A 21,678-nucleotide genomic window follows, 5' to 3' on the forward strand; every position below is an offset into this window, starting at 1 on the left:
TAACTCCGAGTAGTTAACGATTGACCGAAGCAGCTGGAATACGCAGCACCAGGCATGCGCCGATGCACAGCACCCCGGTGATCAGGTACATGCCGATGGCGCTCGACCCGGTCGTGGTGGTAATCCAGCCGATCAGGTAGGGCGAACAGAAGCCCGCAAGGTTGGCAAAACTGTTGATGCCGGCGATGCCTGCCGCCGCAGAGACCCCACCCAGCAGCGTGGTGGGCAGCATCCAGAATAGTGACGAAGCCGAAAGCACACCTGCGGCGGCCACGCAGAGGCTCAGCACTGACAGCAGCAGATTGCCCCCGAGCATGGCCGCAAGCGTCAGGCTGACGGCCCCTGCGAGCATGGGCACAATCAGGTGCCAGCGACGTTCGCGATGCTTGTCGCCGCTGCGTCCCATAAGCAACATTGCGGCGATGGCGCACATGTAGGGCAGGCTGGTCAGCAAGCCGATGTGCAGTGGATCGGAAACCCCGGCATTGCGGATGAGGGTTGGTAGCCAGAAGGTGATTGCGTACTGGCCCATGACAACGCAGAAGTAGATGGATGCCAGTAGCCATAGGCGGCTGTCACGGATGAACTCGCGAGGCGATCCATGAGTGACCTTATGGCTGTTGTCTTCGGCCAATTCCTTATTGATCAGCGCTTTTTCTTCATCGGTTAACCAGGTGGCCTGATGCACGCCGTCTTTGAGGTAGCTCAGTACCAGCAGTCCGACGATCACCGTAGGAATGGCTTCCAGCACGAACATCCATTGCCAACCTGCCCAGCCGTGAACACCCGCGAACTGATTCATGATCCAGCCTGACAGTGGGCCGCCGACCATGCCCGACAACGGGATAGCCACAAACCAGAGCACGGTCATTCTGGCGCGCCGGTAGGAGGGGAACCAGTAAGTCAGGTACAGCAGCAGTCCGGGGGCCAGGCCTGCTTCGGCGATCCCCAACAGAAAACGCAGTGCATAGAACTGCCAGGCGGTCTCGACGAAGGCGAAGAGGGCAGAGATGATGCCCCAGGAAATCATGATTCTTGCAATCCAGCGCCGCGCGCCGACTTTGTGCAGGATCAGATTGCTGGGTACCTCACAGAGGAAGTAACCAATGAAGAACATACCCGCGCCCAAACCGTAAACGGTTTCGCTCAGCGACAGGTCATTCATCATTTGCAGCTTGGCAAAGCCGACATTCACCCGATCCAGATACGCGCACAGGTAGCACAGCATCAGGAATGGCATGAGCCGCCAGGCCGTTTTGCGGTAAGCATTCGAACGCACGGTCGAGGCCGCGTCGAGGGGCATTGTGGTAATCATGTCAGTCTGATCTCTTGTTTTTATAGACCACCCGGCTGTAACGCCGAGTGGGTCATCGATTCAGAACAGGGCGGGCCGTTAACGACCCACGTACTTCAACTCAATGAATGAGCATCCCGCCATTCACGTCTAGGGTGATGCCCGTGAGGTAGGACGACAGGTCGCTGGCAAGAAACAGTGCAGCGTTGGCCACGTCCTGGGCTGCACCCAGGCGGCCGAGCGGGATGCCATCGATGATTGCGTGTCGACGCTCGTCTTGCATGAGGCCACCTGTGATGTCGGTGTGTATCAGGCCGGGAGTGATGGAGTTGACGCGAATCTGGTCAGGGCCAAACTCTCGGGCCATGGCCTTACCCAGGCCTAATACGCCAGCTTTGGCAGCACTGTAGTGTGGGCCGCCAAAGATGCCGCCCCCGCGCTGCGCGGAAACCGACGACATACATACAATGCTGCCTGTGGATTGGGCTCGCATGGTCGGGATCACCGCTTGCGACATGAGGAGGGTGCCCCGCAAGCTGACGTCTAGCACCTTGTCGTAATCAGACGGGCGAATATCCAGTGTCTTGATAGGCTGGGTGATCCCCGCGTTATTGACCAGAACGTCGATACGCCCGAAATGTTCAAGAACGCTCGCCACCGCGGATTTCACTTGCGCTTCATCAGCGACGTTGGCTCCCAGCCCCAGATGGCCTTCACCCAGCGTTTCAGCAGCTTTACGTGCCGAGGATTCATCGAGATCCACGATTACTACTTTGGCGCCATGTTTAGCGAAGGTGATGGCCGTAGCTCGACCGATCCCTCGCTCCGATGCAGCGCCAGTGATGATGGCAACTTTACCTTGCAGCAGCATGAAGAGTTCCTCTGATTGTTTTTATGGTTCGATTCAGCGATCGATGATTCAGAGTGTCCCCTTGCAGCTGGTCGAGCAATTATGTAAACGTCACTGGTAGGTGAATAAAATTCACCTCTCGCCATGCCGCACTTCCAGTGGTTGAATCCGAGGTGGCCTGGTTATCAATGGAAACCGAGTGAGAGCAGCTATGCGTCAAGACGATCGTGCCCCCATTGACCTCCCACCGTTGAGAGCTATTCAGGCCTTCGAGCAAACCGCTCGGTTCGGCAATCTGGCAAGGGCGGCTGAAGTGCTGGACCTGACACCGTCGGCAGTCAGTCACCAATTGGCCAAACTCGAAGCGCTGATAGGGCGTCAGTTGTTCGTTCGGGCAGCACGTGGTGTGACACTGACTCCGGTAGGTGAGCAGTATCTGAAAGACGTTTCGGGACTTTTGCATAGCCTGGAGATGGCCACTGAGCGCGCGGCCAGTGATGTGAGCCTGGATTGCCTGCGACTGCATTCATCACCTAGTTTCGGCTTGCTCTGGTTGATGCCGCGTTTGCAAGCGTTTCGCAATAGCCACCCTGACATTCAGATCAATCTTTCCTGCTCCTATGAATCGTTGCATTTCAGCAGAGACAAGATCGACGTCGACATCCGTCACGGGCATCCCAATTGGCCGAGCTATGAGGTGCGTACTGTCCGCCACGAAACGTTTGCGGTTTTGGCCGCTCCCTCGTTGCTTGCCCGGTATCCAGTGACTCAGGCTGCGGATCTCTTTGAGCGGGACCTGATTCTCTCGGAAGCCACCCTGCTAAAGTGGCCCGCATGGTTCGCTCAGCATGGCCTGGCGCGTCCGGAGCATCCCTACGCGTTGAGTTTTGATCGCTCGTACATGACGCTCGAGGCGGCAAGTCATGGACTGGGCTTTGCCCTGGAAAGTACGTTGCTGGCCCAGAAATATTTGGCATCCGGAGCGCTGGTAGAGGTGGCGCCCGAGCGCTTGACGGCCCCAGTGGCAGCGCATCACTTGGTTTTTCCTAAAGCTCACTCAAGCTTTCCGCGCGTCAGGCGTTTCTTGGAGTGGATGGAGAGCGAGCTAGGGCATAACTTTGTGTTTTGAAGTCGCGCTACCAGTCGACGCGGAGTACGGCTTCGCCTGGAGGCTGACCCTCTGCACCAACCGCCAGCGGCTACCAGTTCTACCAGGCCGGCCCCCTTGAGCAGTCAATTTACTGATAAAGGGCTTGGATGGAAGGCGGTTGGCTTATGATGCATATTCAAGCATCCTGCATAGCCATCCTCTTCAAGCTCGACGATAGCCCATGAGCAACTCTGTTTTCCCCCAGCCCTTTTCAGCGATGGGCTGCTCCCAGTGTCGTGACCTGGCCAGGCTGGATTTCGAAATTACTATGGCGTTCCAGCCGATAATCCATGTTCCTTCAGGCAGGCCGTTCGCTTATGAGGCGCTGGTTCGCGGTCTGGCCGGCGAAAGCGCTGCGGAAATTTTGGCCAAGGTATCTCCTGACAATCTGTACCGCTTTGATCAGGCCTGTCGCGTCAAGGCCATTGAACAAGCAGCTGCACTCGGCTTGGGGCGGCAGAAAGAGTGCAAATTGAGCATCAATTTCCTGCCCAATGCCGTCTACAGTGCCAGCACCTGCATCCGGGCCACCCTAGAAGCCACTCGAACATTCGACTTCCCCGCCAATCGGCTCATGTTCGAGGTGACCGAGGGCGAGCGGATCGAAGACACCGAGCACTTGAAATCAATCTTCAAGGAGTACGAGCGACAGGGCTTTACCACTGCAATAGATGATTTTGGTTCGGGGTACTCAGGGCTGAATCTACTGGCAGAGTTTCAGCCGGCTGTGCTCAAGTTGGACATGGCACTCACGCGGGGAATCTGCAAGGATTCAGTTCGCCAAGCCTTTGTCGCCGGTATCGTTCTGGTGGCCGAGCGGTTGGGCATTACGCTTATCGCCGAAGGGATTGAGACTGACGAAGAGTGCCAAGCGTTGGCGACGCTGGGGATCGAGTTGATGCAAGGGTATCTGTTCGCCCGACCGCAGGTGAATGGCTTGCCGTTGATTGAGCGGCTTTCTTGATGTTGCTCTAATAGAGTCCCTTCTTGCTAAAAGCGGCATCAAGCCGTACTCGAAAGAGAACTAACCAGAGCCACCAAGCGGAGGGCGCTGGGCTGATGGAAGGTCCCCTGGTAGGGGAGACGTCAACCTATGCCCCTCTGGCATGCAGCCAATGCGTCATCTTTGGTGTCCTTGGTGTATCACTCAAGAGAGCTGCGTTATGCATCCAACGACACCAGACAGACGCTATTTTGTTGTCAAAGGTCAGCTCTGGCGCTGTACGAACCCGTCACTTAGTGAATGCGAGCGGCAACGCCTTGTGCATGACCTGATGGATGCTCGACGAGATGTCAAAAGGGCCAAGCGCGCTGACGATTCGAAAATGCTCAAAACTGCGCGTGCGCGAGTGAATGCCGCCAAAGTGGGACTGGGCGAGCGGGGGCCTGTTTGGTGGGACGACGACAGTCCTGACTACAATCGTTGTCGGGTGGAACATACGCCCTACGCTGATTGGTACGAAGCTTTGGATGCCACTAAGGATGAGTAATGCACGTCGAAAAGACTTGGCCGGGGTCGGCCTCGACTGAGCGACCGACTGATTGAGCAAGGCTTGATTGATCTGTAAACCTGGATGATCGACTCAACCGCAGTACGCGCATGAAAAGTTGCGCGATTCCTATTTATCTCGATCGTCTTCAATTTGCTGTAAAGTAAAAGTCCTTCTGGCTTACCAAGGTCTTGATCGATGCGCCATCTTGTTTTGCTCGCAGGGGCTCTGCTGAGTTTCAGTGCTTTGGCCGACAGCGCGATTATGGAGCCTGTCAAGAAGTGGACATTGCTGGATCAGAACGATAAAGCCTACACCCTCGATGACGATGCTCAGGTGCTGCTGGTGGCACGGAGCATGGCGGCGGCTAAATTGGTGAACGCGGCAATTGAAGATGAGCCTGCAGGCTATCTGGAGTCACGTCGTGTGATTTATGTCGCAGACATCGAAAAGATGCCATCGGTGATCAAGCTAGTGGCCGTGCCTGCTATGCGTTCCGCCAAATACCGAATCTTGTTGGACCGCGACGGCCGGGTCGCCAGTGCCTATAAAGGCGATCGTGAGTCCGTTCAATGGTTGGCCTTACAGGGCGGCGCCGTTGTGCAAGAGCAGCGGTATACAGACAGCGAGGCGCTCAAAGAGGCCATTGCTCAGCGTTCGCAGCGGTGATCAGCTGGTCACCGCCGCTTTCTTGAACATCGAGACAATGAAGCCTGCGATCACGTCAGCATCAACGAATACAGTGCGCAGTTCTTTTTCGGCATTGGAAAGATGCATTTGCAGATTCGCTTGCAGCTCTTGTTCACCGTAGATCGACAGGAATGTCGACTTACCGCGGTCTTTGTTCGAGTCCTTGCCGGTATCACAGCGGACGTCACATAGGTCGTCGTACATCTGAAACGCCTGGCCTAGCTCCATGGCGAAGCGTTGCAAGCTTGAACGAGTGCTTTCATCGCTGTCACTGATAAGCCAGGCCATGTCCACAATGGCACCGAACAAGACCCCTGTCTTGAGGTTATTGGTGATGGCAATGTCTTCGGGGCTCCGGGGTTGCTGACCGTCCCTCAAATCCTGAAACTGGCCACGCACCAGGCCTTGCATGCCTACAGCATTTGAAGCCAGTTCGACCAGTTCGCTCCTGATCGCAGGTGGCACTTCACGGGTAGCCGCGATGATACCGAAGGCGCGGCTCAGCAGTGCTACCGCAGTTAGAATTGCGACATCCTCGCCAAATTTCAAATGCACCGTGGGCCGGCCTCGCCTAAGCGAGGCGTTGTCCATGCACGGCATATCGTCGAGCACCAGTGAGGCGGCGTGGATCAGCTCCACTGCGCAGCCCAGGTCACGGGCTGCCGAGCCCTCGTGGCCCAGGCCACTTGCAATGAGCATTAGCAACATGGGGCGCATTCGCTTACCCGGAGCCAGCGTCGATTCGCGCATGGCGAGCGCGACGAGATCACGTTCGTTACCTGTGCCGGGCAGTAACTCATCCAGGCGTTGTTCGATCGAAATCCGTATCTGCGAAAGGCGGTCAGTGGAGCCGAGGTCGGAAAAAGCTACGAGGGCGGTGGTCATCGTGATGTATGCCTCTGCTGTGGCCAAATTGGTCGAATGTTTTTTTGATCTGCCACACTGGAATTCGGGGAACGACTCAACCCCGCAGCTGCCTCAGTCTCAATCAATCTTGTACAAAACCAGCGCCGCTGCCAATGTTGTATAAGTTTTATTCGTAGAAGACCACGCTGGGTACGAAATGATTCAAGCAACCGGAGCTTGATATGAGCGACAGCGAATTGAGTAAACGCAAGGACGACCACCTCGACATTGTGCTGAGTAGGCGCACAGAGCCACGTGGCATGGGCACCGGTTTCGATGCGTTGCAATTGGAGCACTGTGCTTTGCCAGAGCTGAATCTGGACGCCATCGATCTGGGTAGTGCGCTGGTCGGGAAATCGCTTCGGGCGCCGATACTGATCAGTTCCATGACCGGGGGTGCAGCCCGCTCGACCGCGATCAATCGCCACCTGGCCGAGGCTGCACAGGCACTGGGGATCGCCATGGGTGTGGGTTCGCAGCGCGTTGCTCTGAGAAGTGGTAATGACCAAGGTCTGACGCGAGGTCTGCGCCAACTGGCCCCGGATATACCTTTGCTCGGCAATATCGGCGCTGCGCAACTGCTGGAAAAAGACGGCCTCGACCTGGCGCACCGGTGTGTCGAAACGCTGCAAGCCGACGCGCTGATCATTCATCTCAACCCGTTGCAGGAAGCGGTTCAGCCTGAAGGTGATCGGAACTGGTGCGGGGTTTTGGAGGCTATTACCCGCACGGTGGCAGCGGTAGGTGTACCGGTTGTTGTCAAGGAGGTCGGCGCCGGGATATCGGCGCCGGTCGCATTAGCCCTCAGCGAAGCTGGCGTACAAGTCATTGATGTTGCGGGCATGGGCGGCACGAGCTGGGCGGCGGTCGAAGCAGCTCGGGCGGTGCGTCCGCTGGATCGTCGCGTAGCTGAAGCTTTCAGTGGCTGGGGTATACCGACGGCCCTCGGCCTGCAGCGCATCAGACGTGCGCTGCCAGAGATACCCTTGATTGCTTCGGGCGGGATTCGAGATGGCGTCGATGCAGCCAAAGCCATTTGCCTGGGCGCCGATGTGATCGGTCAGGCGGCGGGTGTTCTCCACGAGGCGACTCAGTCGACGTCGGCGGTCGTCGAGCATTTCGAGATGCTCATCCGGCAGCTGCGCATTGCTTGCTTCTGCACGGGCTCCGCCAACCTGGCAGCGTTGCGCAGCGTGCGCGTGCTGCCATCCGGCCCCACAGCGTCGGTTATCCCATGAGCCGTTTCGGCGTGGTCGCGCCGGCGTTCTATAGCCATTTTCAGGCTTTTCAGGCACTGGCATCGGCGTTGATAGACCGCGGGCACGGTGTCACTTTCTTTCAGCAGGTCGATGCGCGTCGCTGGCTGACTGATCCACGCATCGGTTTCGTCGCAGTGGGTAGTGACAGTCATCCCCTTGGCAGCCTTGACCGGTCATTGCAGCGTGCTGCAACGTCCAATCACCCGTTGCGCCTGCGCGGCGTAATCCGTGATTTATGCGCCAACACTGGGATGCTGTGCCAAGCCTTGCCGCCAGCGCTGAACCAAGCCGGGGTCGATGTGGTGCTGTGCGACCAGATGGAAGCGGCTGGCGGCCTGGTGGCCGAAGCGTTGGGTATGCCGTTCTTGTCCGTGGCCTGCGCACTCCCGGTCAACCGCGAGCCTGGCATTCCGTTGGCGGTCATGCCGTTCGCGTACGGGGAAGATGAGCGCCAGCGACGGCTTTATGAAGGCAGCCAGCGTGTATATGACTGGCTGATGCGCCCTTTGCGCGATGTGATTCGCCAGGCTTGTCGGCGGTTCGGCATTGAGCCGCGCGATGGCCTGCACCAGTGCCTGTCATCTTATGCCCAGATTAGCCAGACGATCACCGGGTTCGATCTTCCTCGCCAGCAGTTACCTGCGCATTACCATGCGGTGGGCCCGTTGCGAGCGCCGTTCTCTGGCGGGGTAGGGCGGTGGCCGATCGACCCCGGGCGCCCCTTTGTGTTCGCCAGTCTCGGTACGTTGCAAGGTGATCGCGTGGATATGTTTCACCAGATAGCCAAGGCTTGCGCACGGCTTGATGCTCAGCTGCTGATCGCCCACTGCGCAAAACTCGGCCCGGCTCAGGAAGAGCGCCTGCGCAGGGCCGGGGCGACTTGGGTAACCAGCTACGCGCCGCAGCAATGGGTGCTCGACCACGCCCATGTCGTGGTGACTCACGGCGGCCTGAACACGGTCATGGATGCGATCAAGGCGCGGACCCCCGCATTGGTGATGCCCATTGGCTTCGATCAGCCCGGTGTGGCAGCGCGGGTCGTGCACGCGGGTATCGGGTTGCAGGTCAACCGACGGGCGAGGGCGAGCACCATCCATGATGCGCTGAAGCGGCTGCTGGAGCATCCGGTTGAACGGCTGCAGCGGCTGGCGGCTGAACTGGAGCGAGCGGGGGGCACGCCGCGGGCTGCCGATATCGTTGAAAGGGTTGCCCGAACCGGCTGCGCTGTACTTGGGGGGCCTGCCCAATGACTTACGACCTGATTCTGGCCGGTGGCGGGTTGGCCAACGGCCTGATCGCCTGGCGACTGAAGCAGCTGCGGCCCGCATGGCGTGTGCTGTGCATCGAAGCGCAGAAGCTTATCGGCGGCAATCACACGTGGTCGTTCCATGACGGTGACCTGACACCCGAGCAACATGACTGGCTCGCCCCGTTGGTGGTCAAGCGCTGGCCGTGCTATGACGTGCATTTCCCAGCCCGCTCGCGCCGCCTGAACTCGGGGTACGCTAGCATCACCTCTGAGCGATTTGCCGAGGTGATCGGCGCCGAGCTGGGTGACGACCTGCGCGTAGGCCAACGTATCATCGACCTGACCCCCACGTCGGTAACGTTGGCGAACGGCGAGCGCGTGCAGGCGCGTGCTGTCATCGATGGTCGAGGTGCTCGGGCTAGCGCGCGGATGGTGCTGGGGCATCAGGCATTTGTGGGGCAACTGTTGAGATTGCAGGCGCCCCATGGCTTGGTCGCGCCAATCATCATGGACGCGCGGGTGGCACAAGGGCAGGGGTACCGGTTCGTTTACGTCCTGCCCTTCAGCCCAGACACCGTGCTGATAGAAGATACCCACTATGTAGATCGACATACCTTGTCGCCCGACCAATTGCGTGCGCACATCGCCGAATATGCCGAGGCGCAAGGTTGGGCGGTGCAGGCATGTCTGCGCGAAGAAACCGGCGTGTTGCCGATCACCTTGGCGGGAGATTTCGAGGGCTTCTGGAGCGAAGCCCAGGGGCACCCGCTTTCCGGACTGCGCGCAGGCTTGTTCCATTGCACCACGGGCTATTCGCTGCCCCATGCCGTGCGCCTGGCCGACTGGGTCGCGCAACAGCACGACCTTGACGCAAGCGTCCTGGCTGCCGGCATACGATCGATCGCCTATAAGATCTGGCGGAGCCAGCGTTTCTACCGCCTGCTCAACCGGATGCTGTTCCTGGCCGGGCGGCCCGAGCACCGGTGGCAGGTCATGCAGCGTTTCTACGGGCTCTCCGACGGTTTGATCTGCCGCTTTTATGCAGGCCAAAACAGCTTTTCCGACAAGCTGCGGGTGCTGTCGGGCAAACCACCGGTGCCGCTCGGCGAAGCCGTGCGCGCGATGCTCCGGTATCACCCCAGACACTATGGAATTCGAGAATGACCGACGCAAAGAAAGCCATCGTGATTGGTGCCGGGTTCGGCGGGCTGGCCTTGGCCATCCGGCTTCAGGCCGCTGGGGTGCAAACGACCCTGCTGGAAAAACGCGACAAGCCGGGCGGCCGGGCTTATGTCTATCACGAGCAAGGATTCACGTTCGACGCCGGCCCGACTGTGATTACCGACCCGACAGCGATCGAGGCGCTGTTCACACTGGCGGGGCGCTCGATGGCCGATTACGTGGAACTGCTGCCGGTAGCGCCGTTTTATCGGCTGTGCTGGGAAGATGGTACGCAGTTCGACTACGCCAACGATCAGGCCGCGCTCGACCGCCAGATCGCACAATTCAACGCAGCCGATGTCGCTGGCTATCGGCGTTTTCTGGCCTATTCCAAGGCGGTGTTTCGTGAAGGGTACCTGAAGCTGGGCGCTGTGCCGTTTCTGTCGTTTCGCGATATGGTCGCCGCAGGCCCGCAACTGGCGCGGCTGCAGGCTTGGCGCAGCGTGTATGCCAAAGTCTCGGCGTTTATCGAGGACGACAAGCTGCGCCAGGCATTTTCGTTCCATTCCTTGCTGGTGGGGGGCAACCCCTTCGCCACCTCCTCGATCTACACCCTCATTCATGCGCTCGAGCGCGAGTGGGGGGTGTGGTTCCCCAGAGGAGGAACCGGCGCGCTGGTGAACGCTTTGGTGAAGCTGTTCGAAGATCTTGGCGGCTGCCTGCAGCTCAATGCCGATGTCGCCCATATTACTACCGCGGGCCGGCGTGCCACTGGAGTGCGCCTAGTGGATGGGCGGCACTATGAGGCTGACAGCGTAGCGTCCAATGCGGATGTGGTGCACACTTACAGCCAGCTGTTAAGTGGGCATCGCAGAGGCGTGCAGGAAAGCGCTCGGCTCAAACGCAAGCGCTTCAGCAATTCGCTGTTCGTCATTCATTTTGGGCTAAAGCGACCGCAACCTCAGTTGCAACACCATACAGTGTGCTTTGGGCCGCGTTATCGGGCGCTTATTCAGGACATTTTCCAGGGGCAGGCGTTGGCCGACGACTTTTCCCTGTACTTGCACGCCCCTTGTGTCACCGACCCCAGCCTCGCCCCCCAAGGCTGCTCCAGCCACTATGTGCTGTCACCGGTACCACACTTGGGCAATGCCCCGATTGACTGGAAAGTCGAAGGCCCGCGTTACCGGGAGCGTATTTTCGACTACCTCGAACAGCACTACATCCCCGGGCTGCGCAAGGACTTGGTGACCTGCCGGATCTTCACCCCCGCCGACTTCGAAAGTGAGCTCAACGCGCACCTTGGGTCGGCATTTTCCCTCGAACCGATCCTCACCCAAAGTGCTTGGTTCCGGCCACACAACCGCGATGCGATGCTCACTAACCTTTATTTGGCCGGTGCCGGCACGCACCCAGGCGCGGGGGTTCCGGGTGTGATAGGGTCGGCGCGAGCCACCGCTGGGCTGATGCTGGAGGACATGCAGGGATGATGACAGTTGAAGGCAATGACCAGACCCTGTTCGACCATGCGAACCGCAGCATTGCCGTAGGCTCGAAGAGCTTCGCCGCCGCCGCGCGGCTGTTCGACCCCGCCACCCGACGCAGCGCGGTCATGCTCTATGCCTGGTGCCGGTATTGCGACGATGTGATCGACGGGCAGGTAGCAGGCCATGCTGCTACCTCTGTAGGGCAGGATGAAGTCGAGCGGCGCTTGGCCAGCCTATTTGCACAAACCTATTCGGTATATGCCGGGCGGCCGGTGCAAACGCCCGCATTCGCGGCTTTTCGTGAAGTGGTGCGCCGTCATTGTATTCCTGAGCCGTACGCCTTGGCGCATCTTTCCGGTTTCGCGATGGATGCCCAGAACCGACACTATCACCGCATCGAAGACACATTGGATTACTGCTACCACGTTGCGGGTGTGGTTGGCCTGATGATGGCGCGTGTCATGGGGGTGAGCGACGAAAAGACCCTCGACCGGGCGTGCGATCTGGGCATGGGGTTCCAATTGACCAATATCGCCCGGGACATCATCGAAGACGCGGGCGTTGGCCGATGCTATCTGCCCCAAGAATGGCTGCAAGCGATGTCGATTCCAGAGCACGACATTGCCAACCCTAGGTACCGGGATGCTGTGGCCATGCTGGCTCAGCGACTGATCCTCATGGCAGAGCCATTCTACATCAGCGCTCAGGCAGGGTTGACGGCGTTGCCATGGCGCTCGGCCTGGGCGGTGGCAACGGCTGGCGGCGTGTACCGGGCGATCGGGTTGAAGGTCAGACAGCGGGGCAGCCGGGCATGGGACGAGCGGGTCTCTACGTCGAAGCTGGAAAAGGTCTGGCACATTGTTGCGGGGCTATGGCGCACCGTCATGTCCCGTGGCCGTCGCTGGCCTGACCGCGCTGCTGGCTTGTGGCAGCGTCCTCATCACGTCTGGCCAACGGCCCACCGTGCAAAGCACGAAGCTGGGCGCGAAGTTTAGAAACCGATGGTGCGTACAGAAAGCCGAACGCCACGCACCCCTCTTTTCCGGCAACGGCATGGTGCAGCAGGTGCGCCTGGTAAAGGCGCTTGAGGTAGCCGTGCCGGGGGACAAATCGCAATGGCCATCGCTTGTGTACCAGCCCATCATGGGCCAGGAAGTACAGCAGTCCATACGCGGTCATGCCGGCACCGATCCACTCCAGCGGGTGTACGCCTAGATTGCCGAGGGCGATCAGCGCGACGGCGAAACCCGCGAACACGACGGCAAACAGGTCGTTTTTCTCGAAGCGCCCAGTTCTAGGCTCATGGTGCGAACGATGCCAGCCCCAGCCCCATCCATGCATCACGTACTTGTGGGCGACGAACGCCAATCCCTCCATGCCAATCAAAGCCATCAAGAACACCAGTGCGTTGACAATCATGCGAAGTACCTTGGTAAGCAAGCTTTTAAGACCCGTGTCACCGGTGGATGTTCGAGTTCGATCATATCTCAAGATGAGGTTGCGATCTGGATGGGGGGTGTACGACGTTGTTTTCGTACGCTGCTAAGGCTTTGCTGCTGATGCGCCAAGTCGCAGGGCAGTAGTCGCCACTGCCGGCCAGCAGTTTCCACCCAACGCCTGGCCCCAGTCGTCTTGAGAAACTCATCCTAGGCCACTAAAGCTGCGCTTTCGAACCTATGAGCCATTGACGACCGCGATCCAGAAGTACATACCAAGGGCGTTCATAGGTTTGTGCTCCGATGGCTTACACGTAATCACTCCCTAACGTTCCAGCGGCCGCTCCTGGAACGAGGATCACTTTCCGGCAGTTATCCTGTTTTTGATCGAACATTTTGTAGCCCATGGCAGCCTCTTCCAGGGCGAGGCGGTGAGTCACGATCAGTTCCGGTTCCAGGCGCCCGGCTTCTATGTGTTCGAGCAGTTCCGGGAGGTATTTCTGCACATGGGTCTGGCCCATCTTGAACGTCAGCCCCTTGTCGAACGCATCGCCAAACATGAAGGCGTGAATGAAGCCGGCATAGACGCCGGGCACGCTAACTATGCCGCCACGCCGCACAGCCGCAATGCTTTGGCGCAGGGCCTTGCCGCTGCTGCCTTCCAGTTTCAAGGCCGTCATCACGGTTTCCGTGGTGCTGCCTTTGGCTTCAAACCCGACCGCGTCGATGACCGCGTCCACGCCACGCATACCCGGTGTATGGCGGATGATGCTATCGGCTGGGTCATCATTCTTTTCGAAGTTGATCGGGATAACGCCATAGGCTTGCTGGGCATAGGCCAGCCGGTAATTGTTGTCATCCACCATGAAGATGGTGTGAGCGCCCAGCATCTTTGCGCAGGCGGCACTCAACAGGCCCACTGGCCCCGCGCCATAGATCGCTACCGATGAACCTTCGCCGATCTCGGCATTGATGACCGCTTGCCAAGCGGTGGGAAGGATGTCTGATAGGAACAGCACTTTGTCATCCGCGAGCGAAGTCGGAACTTTGAATGGCCCGACATTGCCTTTGGGCACCCTAACGTAATCGGCCTGGCCCCCAGGGATCCCTCCATACAGATGGCTGTATCCGAACAGCGCCGCGCCTGGTGGTATGCCCTTTTTGTTGATGATCGATCCGCGCCCGATATTGGTGGTTTCACAGGCAGCGAAGAGATCATGCTGGCAGAAAAAGCAACTTCCACAAGCGATGACAAATGGAATCACCACTCGGTCGCCAACCTTCAGGGTCGTCACGTCCCTGCCAACCTCCTCCACGATGCCCATGAACTCGTGGCCGAAGATGTCGCCTTGCTCTGTTTCCGGGATCTTGCCCCGATAGAGGTGGAGGTCGGATCCGCAGATGGCGGTGGCCGTCACCCTGAGGATGATGTCGTCTGGGTTTTGGAGGATGGGGTCTGGGACAGTATCGACCCGCACATCGTTTGCGCCGTGGTAGGTCAGTGCTCTCATCATGCTTGCTCCTGCTGCGGTAAATTTATGAGCATATGCAGGGGAAGCCTGGAGTAGCGCCAAAGTTCAGGCTGACTGGTTCAATGGTCATCGGAGAGCCGCAGCGTCGAACAGCACGGCCTCATCGGCGTGCATTTCCTTGAATGCCCCTAAGAAACCTGCATCGCTGCCAGGGAACGACGCTGACGGTACGGACACCGCTAAAGCGCACAACGTTTACCCGACCGGCAAACTCAACGGAGCCGGTTTCAGTGTTTTTGCTCTAGCTGTGCAAACGGCTAGCGCTTGTGCGGATAAGGGCGAGGGCAGGGTGCCTGGTGCGGGCGTGGCCTACCGAACACTGTATATGCGTACAGACTTATGTTTGGCCTCGAGACGCTGCCACCTGGATGACCTGATTAACGATGTCGAGCATGGCGGTTGGTCGCGAGACTGGCGGTGGCTCCAGGACGGCCAGGTGGGCTTATCATCGGCGCGGTTTCTGATACTGAAGGCTGAACAATCAGATGAGCAGAGCCGTGTTGCCCCTCGATTCTATTGTGCGAACTGGAGGGGAGTTGGCGGCGGTTGGGCTACGAGTCTCACGATTTCAAACTGTGATCAGGTTCGCCCGTGGGGAGATTAGCCAGCCACGCTTGAACACGGTCTTCCCAGCGGGCTTCGTAGAAGCGCGTGGCGGGCCAGAAGTTGTGGGCTCTGCCAGCAATCAGTTGCTTGGCAAGCTCACGCTCGCGCGTAAGCTTCGATGCCCAGTTGATCAACTTCGCGGTCGAAACACAGATTCCGTTCAGTTGATCCAGCAAGGATCTTTCTGACGTGATGTCGACGGTCTTGAGAAACCAACCTTTGGTTCGAGCGCGGGTGCATGAGGTGGTTCTTGTGCCGGGCATTTAAATGCCTCCATTTGGCGCATCCGTTTTCAGGGCGCAAGTGCACCAATCGTGATTTAAGTGGAAAGCCGTAAAGTCCCGTATTTCCTAGGCCAAATCGATCCCTTCGATAAATTAGTGGAATTATTTATGGTTTTTCCGCTGAATAAACAAAATAAATCGTGATTTTCCACCGATTATTTTCACCAGATTCGTGATCTTCCACTGATTGATTGAAGCGACTTTTGAATCAATATGTGCGTAATTTTCGCAAAATTTTCAGCTCGACGAATAGGGTCGAGCGTATCCGGTAACTCAGAAACTGAGTGGCGCCAGACCCCAAGCACTACGACCTCTTCGTCTTGCTTGAAGCCTTAGAACCATTGGGCTGGTTCGACCAAATGCTGACCTCCAAACTGATGCCATTGGATGGGTTATTTGGATCGTGCACCAGGCCTGTCTTTAAGGGCGTGTCGCACGCTCTTGATACGGCCTTGAGTCGCAATAGGGTGCTGCAAAGTGTTCTGTGACACACCGTGATAGGCGTGCCTATGCCGCTCTTGCTCGAAGTAGAACCGATTCCGAGAGACGGTGAGGTCGCCCTCGAAGACCACATCAAGATGCTGCTCCATCTCTTCGTTGCTTTCGCAAAGTGCGCGGAATTTCAGGACTCTGTTTGCTGAGTTGACATAAGCCGGCAGAAGCTCCGGATTTGAGGTGCAAGTATGACCGCCCTGGCGTCTTTCTCCGTCTCCTTACCTAGGCTTACCTGCATTGCCGGCTAAGGCCTCTCGGATCATGACCAGGCGCAGGCGATACTTGTCGTGCTGAATGCTCTCGATGAGATCCTCTGAGGATTTCGCGATCTTTTCGATTTTTTCATCGACACCGTAATCGCATTGCACAGCATGAACCCCTTTTGGCTTCAAGCGAAAGTAGCCAGGTACGAATACTGACTTTTCGTACATTCCCTAGTGTATGGAGGGTTGTGAACGATGGATGTTTCGCAGTGCATGCACAACACCGGTTCTGCGCCTAGCCCTTTCTGATAGGTCGCCGCATTCCAAAAATCGCCATTTTGGTCTCGTGCCTAGCTCATCTTGATGCCCATTGATGTACCGCCTGGTATCCCCTCGTTTTGTTCAAGGTCGGCCATGCTAGTTGACTGATGGGGCTATCGGCACTGACCAGAACACTGATGATGCTAATGAGCGCAGTGGTGAATGGCTCCAAAGCTTCGTGCTTCTATGCCTAGCGTTCGATCCGCTAAGTTTGCGTGTGGCGAGGACGATGGTCGGTAAGCATCGTCCCCGATGACAGAATGTAGCAACGCGGTGAAACCAGGCACAAGGCGCGAAATTGAATGAGCAAGTGCTCTGAGACAAGGGTTTGATACGGAGCGTTATCTCGTCGCTCTGAGCCATTTCTCGTTGCGGGTCAGGAGTAGCCGCCTTGCGATGTGTCTTCAGCGGCCAGACCGATGATGTGGGTCATGCTGTCGAAGAAAAGGGCATTGTTGTAGGTGATTACGGAAGGCTTGAGGCCGGATTATATCGGCGCCAGAAGAGGCTTGGGTTGCGTGGACAGCGCTTAAGTCAATCATGCAGGTTTTCGAGTCGATCAAGACTTGCTCATTCAATCTCAGGCGCAAGTGATTGATCATCCCATCAAGTTCACCCCCGATTCCACCAACCCCGAAACCGTTGACCATGGGTCGAAACGGTCTGGTCTATGTCACCATGCAGCACCCTAGCAAAGCATCCAGGCCACCGTGAAGCTCTTTGGAATGCCCGTTTGTCATCAGTTGCTGTGGACTGCCCGTGTTACTGGTTGCAGGCTTTGGTCTTGCCGCAGTTTTGCTTGAAATCATGCCTAACAACTCCTACGACCCTGTCAATATTGCCATTATTAAATTTAGCGTCGCCAGCACTTTCCGGGATTGTGGTGACAATATGCATGTAAATATATTGAACATTAGCTGAGAGCGTCCCGCGGCACCCTCGTGAAAGTTTTTGCACTCCATTTAGAATAAATCGGTATTGGTTGACTTTTTGCTGCTAACTGGAAGTTATAACTGGAGACAGATTTGCAAATTTATGAAAAATAGTTAGCTGGATTATCGTGCGAAAATAAATTTCAGAAAAAATCCGCCAAGCCCTGCGAGCCCCGTGGCGCGGGCCCTCCAAGACTTTTGCGGTCAATATAACCAAAAAAGAAATTTTTATTTATCTATAAATTGACACGGCAGAAGGGCAGTATTGACCAGCGGTTTTGACTTGGGTTTAATGCGCCCCGCCCAGTTGTTGGGTAGATACAATCCGCTCTTTAAAAATTGAAAATGGTTGACGCAAAATTTAACTCTGCCGCACTTCTGAACTAAGAAAGATTCAAGGATCGGGGGTGTGGCAGGACGGGACGAGCAATGGCGTCTCAACGGAACTTTGCGTTTGACTATATGTAAAAGGTAAGAAATGTGCATGACATATCTGAGCGTCACCCAGATGGAAGACATCGCCAAGAAAACCCTCAAAATGATGATAGCCTCACCCTCCATAACGACACCCAAGTAAACCGAATCAAGGCGTCCTTAACCGCAGACAGTGAACTGGGGGAGATCGAGCGACACAAGCTGGCGGATAGCCGGCACGACGTTCTTAAGGACTACCTGGCCGGCAAGATCAGCGCAGCAGTGGCGATGGAGATACTGAGCGTCAAAAAATCTCGCTTTTACAAGCTATTGAAGTACATGCGGGGCGCTAAAAGCTACAGGGCGCTTTTATCTGATCAAAGGGGACGAAAGCCAGGCCTGGCGGTCACCGACCCTGAGACGCTGAAGCTGATTGAGGAGATGTTCGATGAACACTACCCCTCCTGCAAGACAGCGGCAGGGGTGTGGAAGCAGTGCCAAACGCAGGCTGATAACCGAAGGATGCTGAGGCCAAGTTATCACACCGTTGCGACTTGGATTAAAGCAAAAAATGAATCCCTGCTATATAGCCTCACTCACACAGGAGACCAGAGCAAGCACAGATACGGAGCAAAGCCTGGCTACAAGGTCACCACGCGACCTCTAGAGTGGGTGCAAATCGACCATACGGTTGTAGACCTGATGGTGGTGGATGAGGACAACCGTACCGTCGTGCTGGGACGTCCTTACATCAGCGTCGCCGTCGATCTTCATACCCGCGTCATATTGGGGTTCTACGTTTCACTGCTTCCGCCAAGCGCTGTCTCGGTGGCCATGCTGATGGAAAGTTGCGTTTTGCCCAAGGCGGCGTTCCTGCAAGCCCTGGGAATCCCGGAACACCTGCTTCCCTACCACGGCCTTCCGGAAGTCATCCACACCGACAATGCCAAGGAATTCGTCTCAGACGTGTTCGTCCTTAATGCCAAGGATTTTGGTATCAAGGTTGAGCACCGAGACATTCCTGCGAAGCACCAGGGTGGGCATATTGAGAGTCTCATCGGAAAGTTAATGCTCCGGACGATGCACTCATTGCCAGGCACCACAGGCTCCAATGCCCAGCAGGGTAAGCATCTGAAGAGCCATAAAAAGGCTGCAATCGGCTTAACCGGGCTGCGGCGTATCGTTGCCTACGCGCTGCATGCTTACCACCATACCAAGCATTCAGAACTGGGCAAAACTCCGGCGGAAGCATGGGAGAGCCATTTTGCAAAAAAACCACACAACCGGATTCTGGATGTTTCCGATCATGAGGACTTCAAGTACCGATTCTACCCAGAAGTTCCGAATAAGCGAGTTGTACCCGGTGGAATCGAGATTTTTCGCAGATTTTACTACGGGCGTTCACTGAAGGAGTTGGTGCGGGAAAAGCTAACAATAAAATATGATCCTTATGATTTGAGTTTCATATACGTGAAGTTTGGCAAGCTTTTTGAAAAAATCAGTTGTGTGCGAAATGCTTTTAACAGGAGCCCTGATTATGAAATGTATCGCTGGCAACGACAGCAAAAAGGAGATCGAGATGGAACAATGACTAAAGAAGGGGCTCAATCGTATGGTGAGGTAACCAAGCAAAAAAAGCAGGAGGTTAAGTTAACCACCCAGGAGAAACGTTCTAGAAAAGCACAAAAGGGTAAGGCTGACTACAAGACACAGGCTGCTTTACACGGCAGTGCCAAGAGCGCTGACAGGGTGCTGAGCCTCGCGAATGCCCAAGAAGATACTGCCAGCACTATCTCTAGCAAAGTTAGCGACAGCACGAGTCAATCCGGTGAGAAGCCCAAAAAAACCGGCAAGGCGTCAAAGCCATCCAATGTGTTTGACTTTGGAGGGTTTTTCAGAAGGTCGGAGGAGGTTGACTACAACGAGCCTCCAATATTTTACGATAGCAATAAATCGTAAGTTAAAAAATATCTAACTCAAGGCGCATGCCTTGCATCTGTTTCTGGTAAGTCTGAAAGTCCTAGTATCTCCTATTTCGCCAGTCAATTCGAGTGGCTTCAGAGTAGGTGCTTTGGAGGACAAGCAAAAACTGTAACCAGATCAAGGAGCTCCATGCGCTCATCTTTGAGAAAATCTAAATGACTGACTACTCTCACGTACACCCCGCATCTCGTATCCATTTTGATCAGCCAGACGATGTGCGTTTGATCACCTGCTCTGATGATTTTTGGGTAAGCCATCCTAGCGCGCAGAAGATTATGATGCGGATGGAGTTGGCTATGAAGATGCGCAACAAAATTAATGCCCCCAGCATGCTGGTCACAGCACCTGGGGGAGGTGGCAAAACAGCTTTGATTGGCGAAATGAAGGCGAGGAATGCTACGAGCTCAAATAAGATGATTTTCGTGACTATGCACCAGAGCCCAAACGGCTACTCTCTTAAGGATTTGATCTTGACTGAACTGGGACTTGGGGTCGGGCGGAGGGCACGGCAAGGACACAATATTACCCCTGAACTTCAATACATAATTCGAACGGAAAATATCCGTGCAATTGTGATTGACGAGATCCATGATGCACTTACTTTGACGGAGCTTCAGCAGCGCATCAATCTTTCACTTTTGAAGAATCTGTCAGGCTCCACCTACGGCCTTTCGGTATTCGCGTTCGGAGTGCCGGATGCCGCCAGCGTGCTCCGGCAAGACCCGCAGCTTGAGCGGCGGTATCCCGTTGTCGCCCTCAACGGTTGGGAAAATGGCCCTGAATTCAGGAACTTTGTGTCTAGCTATATTCACCACTTGCCACTGAAGGAAAAAACCAATTTTAAGGATCAGATGCTGTTTCTGAAGATTATGGATAAGGGGCAAGGAATTACTGATAACGTGGTTAAAATTCTTCAGGCGTCGGCAATGGCTAGCATTATGGATGGTACTGAGCACATTAACCATCGTCATCTTGATAATATCGAGGATATCATGGCTAATTTCAACTATGCCTTGCGCAGCGCAGAGATTCAATCTGCAGATGAAGAAGAGCGGTACGCATAAATTGAAAGGCGATTTTCCACTCCGTAAAAGACGTGAGATCGCCCGCGCGGTACTGGAAGGCCTGCACGGCTTCCAGTATTGTTGGCCAGAAAGGGCTAAGATATACGTGGCGCTCGATTCTTTAGTGGTTTCAAATGAGGCGAGTCTTGTAATGTTGCGTGGACTGCCAGGGGTAGGAATAACGTCAATACTAGAAGCGTTCGCTTCGAAGCATCGTAAGCAAGTAATTCTAGTGAGACCACGTATTTACGGGGAGCGGATTAACCTTGTGAGTCAAATTCTTCATTCTGTTTTCCCGTTCAGTGAGTTTCGTGGCTATAAACGTGTACCTGATAGTCTAGTGCAGCTTCGACAGGGCGCGCGAACAATAATTATAATAGATGATCTAGATATAATCTCAAATCAGAACAATATGTATGAGGTTATCTTCGATCAGATCGTCCAGCTTAGGCGGCATCCAGGTGATTTTACAATTGTCATGTCGACGAGGGATAAAAAGCTTCTCAGGGACTTTACTGCCATTAAACACATTCCAACAAGATTGATTCCAGTCGCAGGGCTCATTCCAGCGACCACTGTAAGATTTGTAATTCAAGGCTTTTTCGATTGGTGCAATCGACAATATGGCACGAATGTTCAACCGCTCGGCATGGCCGAATGTGGGGCAAGGGACACTGACTTACCTATCGACTATATCGTCTTCGCATGTGAAACGTTCTATTGTTCGGAGCTTCTTAAGCTGTCGCAGAATTTTTTCGGGTCTGTATCTGAATTACGCCATGTAGCTGAAGATAGAGCGTTTGACTGAAGCAACAATCGAGTCAACTGTTAATTTGCAAAAACGGCAGGGCTGGAAAAGCTCACCCGTGCCA

18 protein-coding genes are annotated in these 21,678 nt (G+C 55.8%); 12 read left to right on the forward strand and 6 right to left on the reverse strand.

What is annotated here, in order from left to right; genetic code table 11:
- Positions 1-13: 13 nt before the first annotated feature.
- Both ABRP30_RS12775 and ABRP30_RS12780 read right to left on the reverse strand, forming a co-directional pair.
- Positions 14-1,315, reverse strand: a complete 1,302-nt coding sequence (locus tag ABRP30_RS12775) for an MFS transporter (RefSeq protein ID WP_349975438.1) — start codon at positions 1,313-1,315, stop codon at positions 14-16.
- 100 nt (positions 1,316-1,415) lie between these two features.
- Positions 1,416-2,165 (reverse strand): SDR family NAD(P)-dependent oxidoreductase, encoded by a 750-nt coding sequence (locus ABRP30_RS12780; protein WP_267823804.1) that lies wholly within the window; start codon positions 2,163-2,165, stop codon positions 1,416-1,418.
- Between the two features lie 190 nt (positions 2,166-2,355).
- Between ABRP30_RS12780 and ABRP30_RS12785 the strand changes: the two genes are divergently transcribed.
- The 4 genes from ABRP30_RS12785 (at position 2,356) to ABRP30_RS12800 (ending at position 5,453) form a co-directional block, all read left to right on the forward strand.
- A complete protein-coding gene (locus ABRP30_RS12785) occupies positions 2,356-3,273 on the forward strand; it encodes a LysR substrate-binding domain-containing protein (protein WP_267823806.1) in 918 nt (305 codons plus the stop codon).
- Positions 3,274-3,475: 202 nt separating this feature from the next.
- Positions 3,476-4,258 carry an EAL domain-containing protein gene (locus ABRP30_RS12790; protein ID WP_349975437.1) on the forward strand — a complete coding sequence of 261 codons (783 nt, stop codon included), beginning with the start codon at positions 3,476-3,478 and terminating at the stop codon, positions 4,256-4,258.
- Between the two features lie 199 nt (positions 4,259-4,457).
- The gene (locus ABRP30_RS12795) at positions 4,458-4,784 is read left to right on the forward strand and encodes a hypothetical protein (protein WP_349975436.1); all 327 of its coding nucleotides are present in this window, start codon (positions 4,458-4,460) and stop codon (positions 4,782-4,784) included.
- Between the two features lie 198 nt (positions 4,785-4,982).
- Positions 4,983-5,453 (forward strand): hypothetical protein, encoded by a 471-nt coding sequence (locus tag ABRP30_RS12800; protein WP_349975435.1) that lies wholly within the window; start codon positions 4,983-4,985, stop codon positions 5,451-5,453.
- Here ABRP30_RS12800 and ABRP30_RS12805 read toward each other — a convergent pair whose 3' ends face one another.
- On the reverse strand, positions 5,454-6,359 hold the full coding sequence (locus tag ABRP30_RS12805; RefSeq protein WP_349975434.1) for a polyprenyl synthetase family protein: 906 nt from the start codon (positions 6,357-6,359) through the stop codon (positions 5,454-5,456).
- A 203-nt stretch (positions 6,360-6,562) separates the two neighbouring features.
- On the opposite strand from ABRP30_RS12805, the gene fni reads away from it, so the two are divergent.
- From fni to ABRP30_RS12830, 5 genes are read left to right on the forward strand one after another with little or no spacing between them, the layout of a single operon-like run.
- A complete protein-coding gene (fni, locus tag ABRP30_RS12810; protein ID WP_349975432.1) occupies positions 6,563-7,618 on the forward strand; it encodes a type 2 isopentenyl-diphosphate Delta-isomerase in 1,056 nt (351 codons plus the stop codon).
- Positions 7,615-8,889, forward strand: coding sequence for a glycosyltransferase (locus tag ABRP30_RS12815; protein ID WP_349975431.1), 1,275 nt, complete (start codon positions 7,615-7,617; stop codon positions 8,887-8,889). The genes fni and ABRP30_RS12815 overlap by 4 nt, the downstream gene beginning before the upstream one ends.
- On the forward strand, positions 8,886-10,052 hold the full coding sequence (gene crtY / locus ABRP30_RS12820) for a lycopene beta-cyclase CrtY (RefSeq protein WP_349975430.1): 1,167 nt from the start codon (positions 8,886-8,888) through the stop codon (positions 10,050-10,052). Before ABRP30_RS12815 ends, crtY begins: the two co-directional genes overlap by 4 nt.
- Positions 10,049-11,539, forward strand: coding sequence for a phytoene desaturase (locus ABRP30_RS12825; RefSeq protein WP_349975429.1), 1,491 nt, complete (start codon positions 10,049-10,051; stop codon positions 11,537-11,539). The genes crtY and ABRP30_RS12825 overlap by 4 nt, the downstream gene beginning before the upstream one ends.
- Positions 11,536-12,531, forward strand: coding sequence for a phytoene/squalene synthase family protein (locus tag ABRP30_RS12830; protein WP_349975428.1), 996 nt, complete (start codon positions 11,536-11,538; stop codon positions 12,529-12,531). Before ABRP30_RS12825 ends, ABRP30_RS12830 begins: the two co-directional genes overlap by 4 nt.
- Here the strand turns inward: ABRP30_RS12830 and ABRP30_RS12835 are convergent.
- From ABRP30_RS12835 to ABRP30_RS12845, 3 genes are all read right to left on the reverse strand, one after another.
- Positions 12,419-12,955 (reverse strand): sterol desaturase family protein, encoded by a 537-nt coding sequence (locus ABRP30_RS12835; protein WP_349975427.1) that lies wholly within the window; start codon positions 12,953-12,955, stop codon positions 12,419-12,421. The two genes, ABRP30_RS12830 and ABRP30_RS12835, sit on opposite strands and share 113 nt — an antisense overlap.
- Positions 12,956-13,280: 325 nt before the next feature.
- Positions 13,281-14,483 carry a zinc-dependent alcohol dehydrogenase gene (locus ABRP30_RS12840; RefSeq protein WP_349975523.1) on the reverse strand — a complete coding sequence of 401 codons (1,203 nt, stop codon included), beginning with the start codon at positions 14,481-14,483 and terminating at the stop codon, positions 13,281-13,283.
- A gap of 581 nt (positions 14,484-15,064) precedes the next feature.
- A complete protein-coding gene (locus ABRP30_RS12845) occupies positions 15,065-15,373 on the reverse strand; it encodes a hypothetical protein (RefSeq protein ID WP_349975426.1) in 309 nt (102 codons plus the stop codon).
- A gap of 2,452 nt (positions 15,374-17,825) precedes the next feature.
- On the opposite strand from ABRP30_RS12845, the gene ABRP30_RS12850 reads away from it, so the two are divergent.
- The 3 genes from ABRP30_RS12850 (at position 17,826) to ABRP30_RS12860 (ending at position 21,614) form a co-directional block, all read left to right on the forward strand.
- On the forward strand, positions 17,826-19,718 hold the full coding sequence (locus tag ABRP30_RS12850) for a transposase family protein (protein WP_349975425.1): 1,893 nt from the start codon (positions 17,826-17,828) through the stop codon (positions 19,716-19,718).
- Between the two features lie 179 nt (positions 19,719-19,897).
- Entirely contained in the window at positions 19,898-20,806 is a 909-nt protein-coding gene (locus ABRP30_RS12855) for a TniB family NTP-binding protein (RefSeq protein WP_349975424.1), read from the forward strand.
- The gene (locus ABRP30_RS12860; RefSeq protein WP_349975423.1) at positions 20,784-21,614 is read left to right on the forward strand and encodes a hypothetical protein; all 831 of its coding nucleotides are present in this window, start codon (positions 20,784-20,786) and stop codon (positions 21,612-21,614) included. Before ABRP30_RS12855 ends, ABRP30_RS12860 begins: the two co-directional genes overlap by 23 nt.
- The last annotated feature ends 64 nt before the right edge of the window (positions 21,615-21,678 follow it).

This window comes from Pseudomonas sp. WHRI 8519 (genome assembly GCF_040224055.2).
GTDB lineage: Bacteria > Pseudomonadota > Gammaproteobacteria > Pseudomonadales > Pseudomonadaceae > Aquipseudomonas > Aquipseudomonas putida_X.

Coding starts and splice junctions, on each gene's coding strand:
- ABRP30_RS12790 (WP_349975437.1), top strand. CDS start 3,476: ATGAGCAACTCTGTTTTCCCCCAGCCCTTTTCAGCGATGGGCTGCTCC.
- ABRP30_RS12775 (WP_349975438.1), bottom strand. CDS start 1,315: ATGATTACCACAATGCCCCTCGACGCGGCCTCGACCGTGCGTTCGAAT.
- crtY (WP_349975430.1), top strand. CDS start 8,886: ATGACTTACGACCTGATTCTGGCCGGTGGCGGGTTGGCCAACGGCCTG.
- ABRP30_RS12835 (WP_349975427.1), bottom strand. CDS start 12,955: ATGATTGTCAACGCACTGGTGTTCTTGATGGCTTTGATTGGCATGGAG.
- ABRP30_RS12830 (WP_349975428.1), top strand. CDS start 11,536: ATGATGACAGTTGAAGGCAATGACCAGACCCTGTTCGACCATGCGAAC.
- ABRP30_RS12815 (WP_349975431.1), top strand. CDS start 7,615: ATGAGCCGTTTCGGCGTGGTCGCGCCGGCGTTCTATAGCCATTTTCAG.
- ABRP30_RS12800 (WP_349975435.1), top strand. CDS start 4,983: ATGCGCCATCTTGTTTTGCTCGCAGGGGCTCTGCTGAGTTTCAGTGCT.
- ABRP30_RS12785 (WP_267823806.1), top strand. CDS start 2,356: ATGCGTCAAGACGATCGTGCCCCCATTGACCTCCCACCGTTGAGAGCT.
- ABRP30_RS12855 (WP_349975424.1), top strand. CDS start 19,898: ATGACTGACTACTCTCACGTACACCCCGCATCTCGTATCCATTTTGAT.
- fni (WP_349975432.1), top strand. CDS start 6,563: ATGAGCGACAGCGAATTGAGTAAACGCAAGGACGACCACCTCGACATT.
- ABRP30_RS12845 (WP_349975426.1), bottom strand. CDS start 15,373: ATGCCCGGCACAAGAACCACCTCATGCACCCGCGCTCGAACCAAAGGT.
- ABRP30_RS12840 (WP_349975523.1), bottom strand. CDS start 14,483: ATGAGAGCACTGACCTACCACGGCGCAAACGATGTGCGGGTCGATACT.
- ABRP30_RS12780 (WP_267823804.1), bottom strand. CDS start 2,165: ATGCTGCTGCAAGGTAAAGTTGCCATCATCACTGGCGCTGCATCGGAG.
- ABRP30_RS12825 (WP_349975429.1), top strand. CDS start 10,049: ATGACCGACGCAAAGAAAGCCATCGTGATTGGTGCCGGGTTCGGCGGG.
- ABRP30_RS12805 (WP_349975434.1), bottom strand. CDS start 6,359: ATGACCACCGCCCTCGTAGCTTTTTCCGACCTCGGCTCCACTGACCGC.
- ABRP30_RS12795 (WP_349975436.1), top strand. CDS start 4,458: ATGCATCCAACGACACCAGACAGACGCTATTTTGTTGTCAAAGGTCAG.
- ABRP30_RS12860 (WP_349975423.1), top strand. CDS start 20,784: ATGAAGAAGAGCGGTACGCATAAATTGAAAGGCGATTTTCCACTCCGT.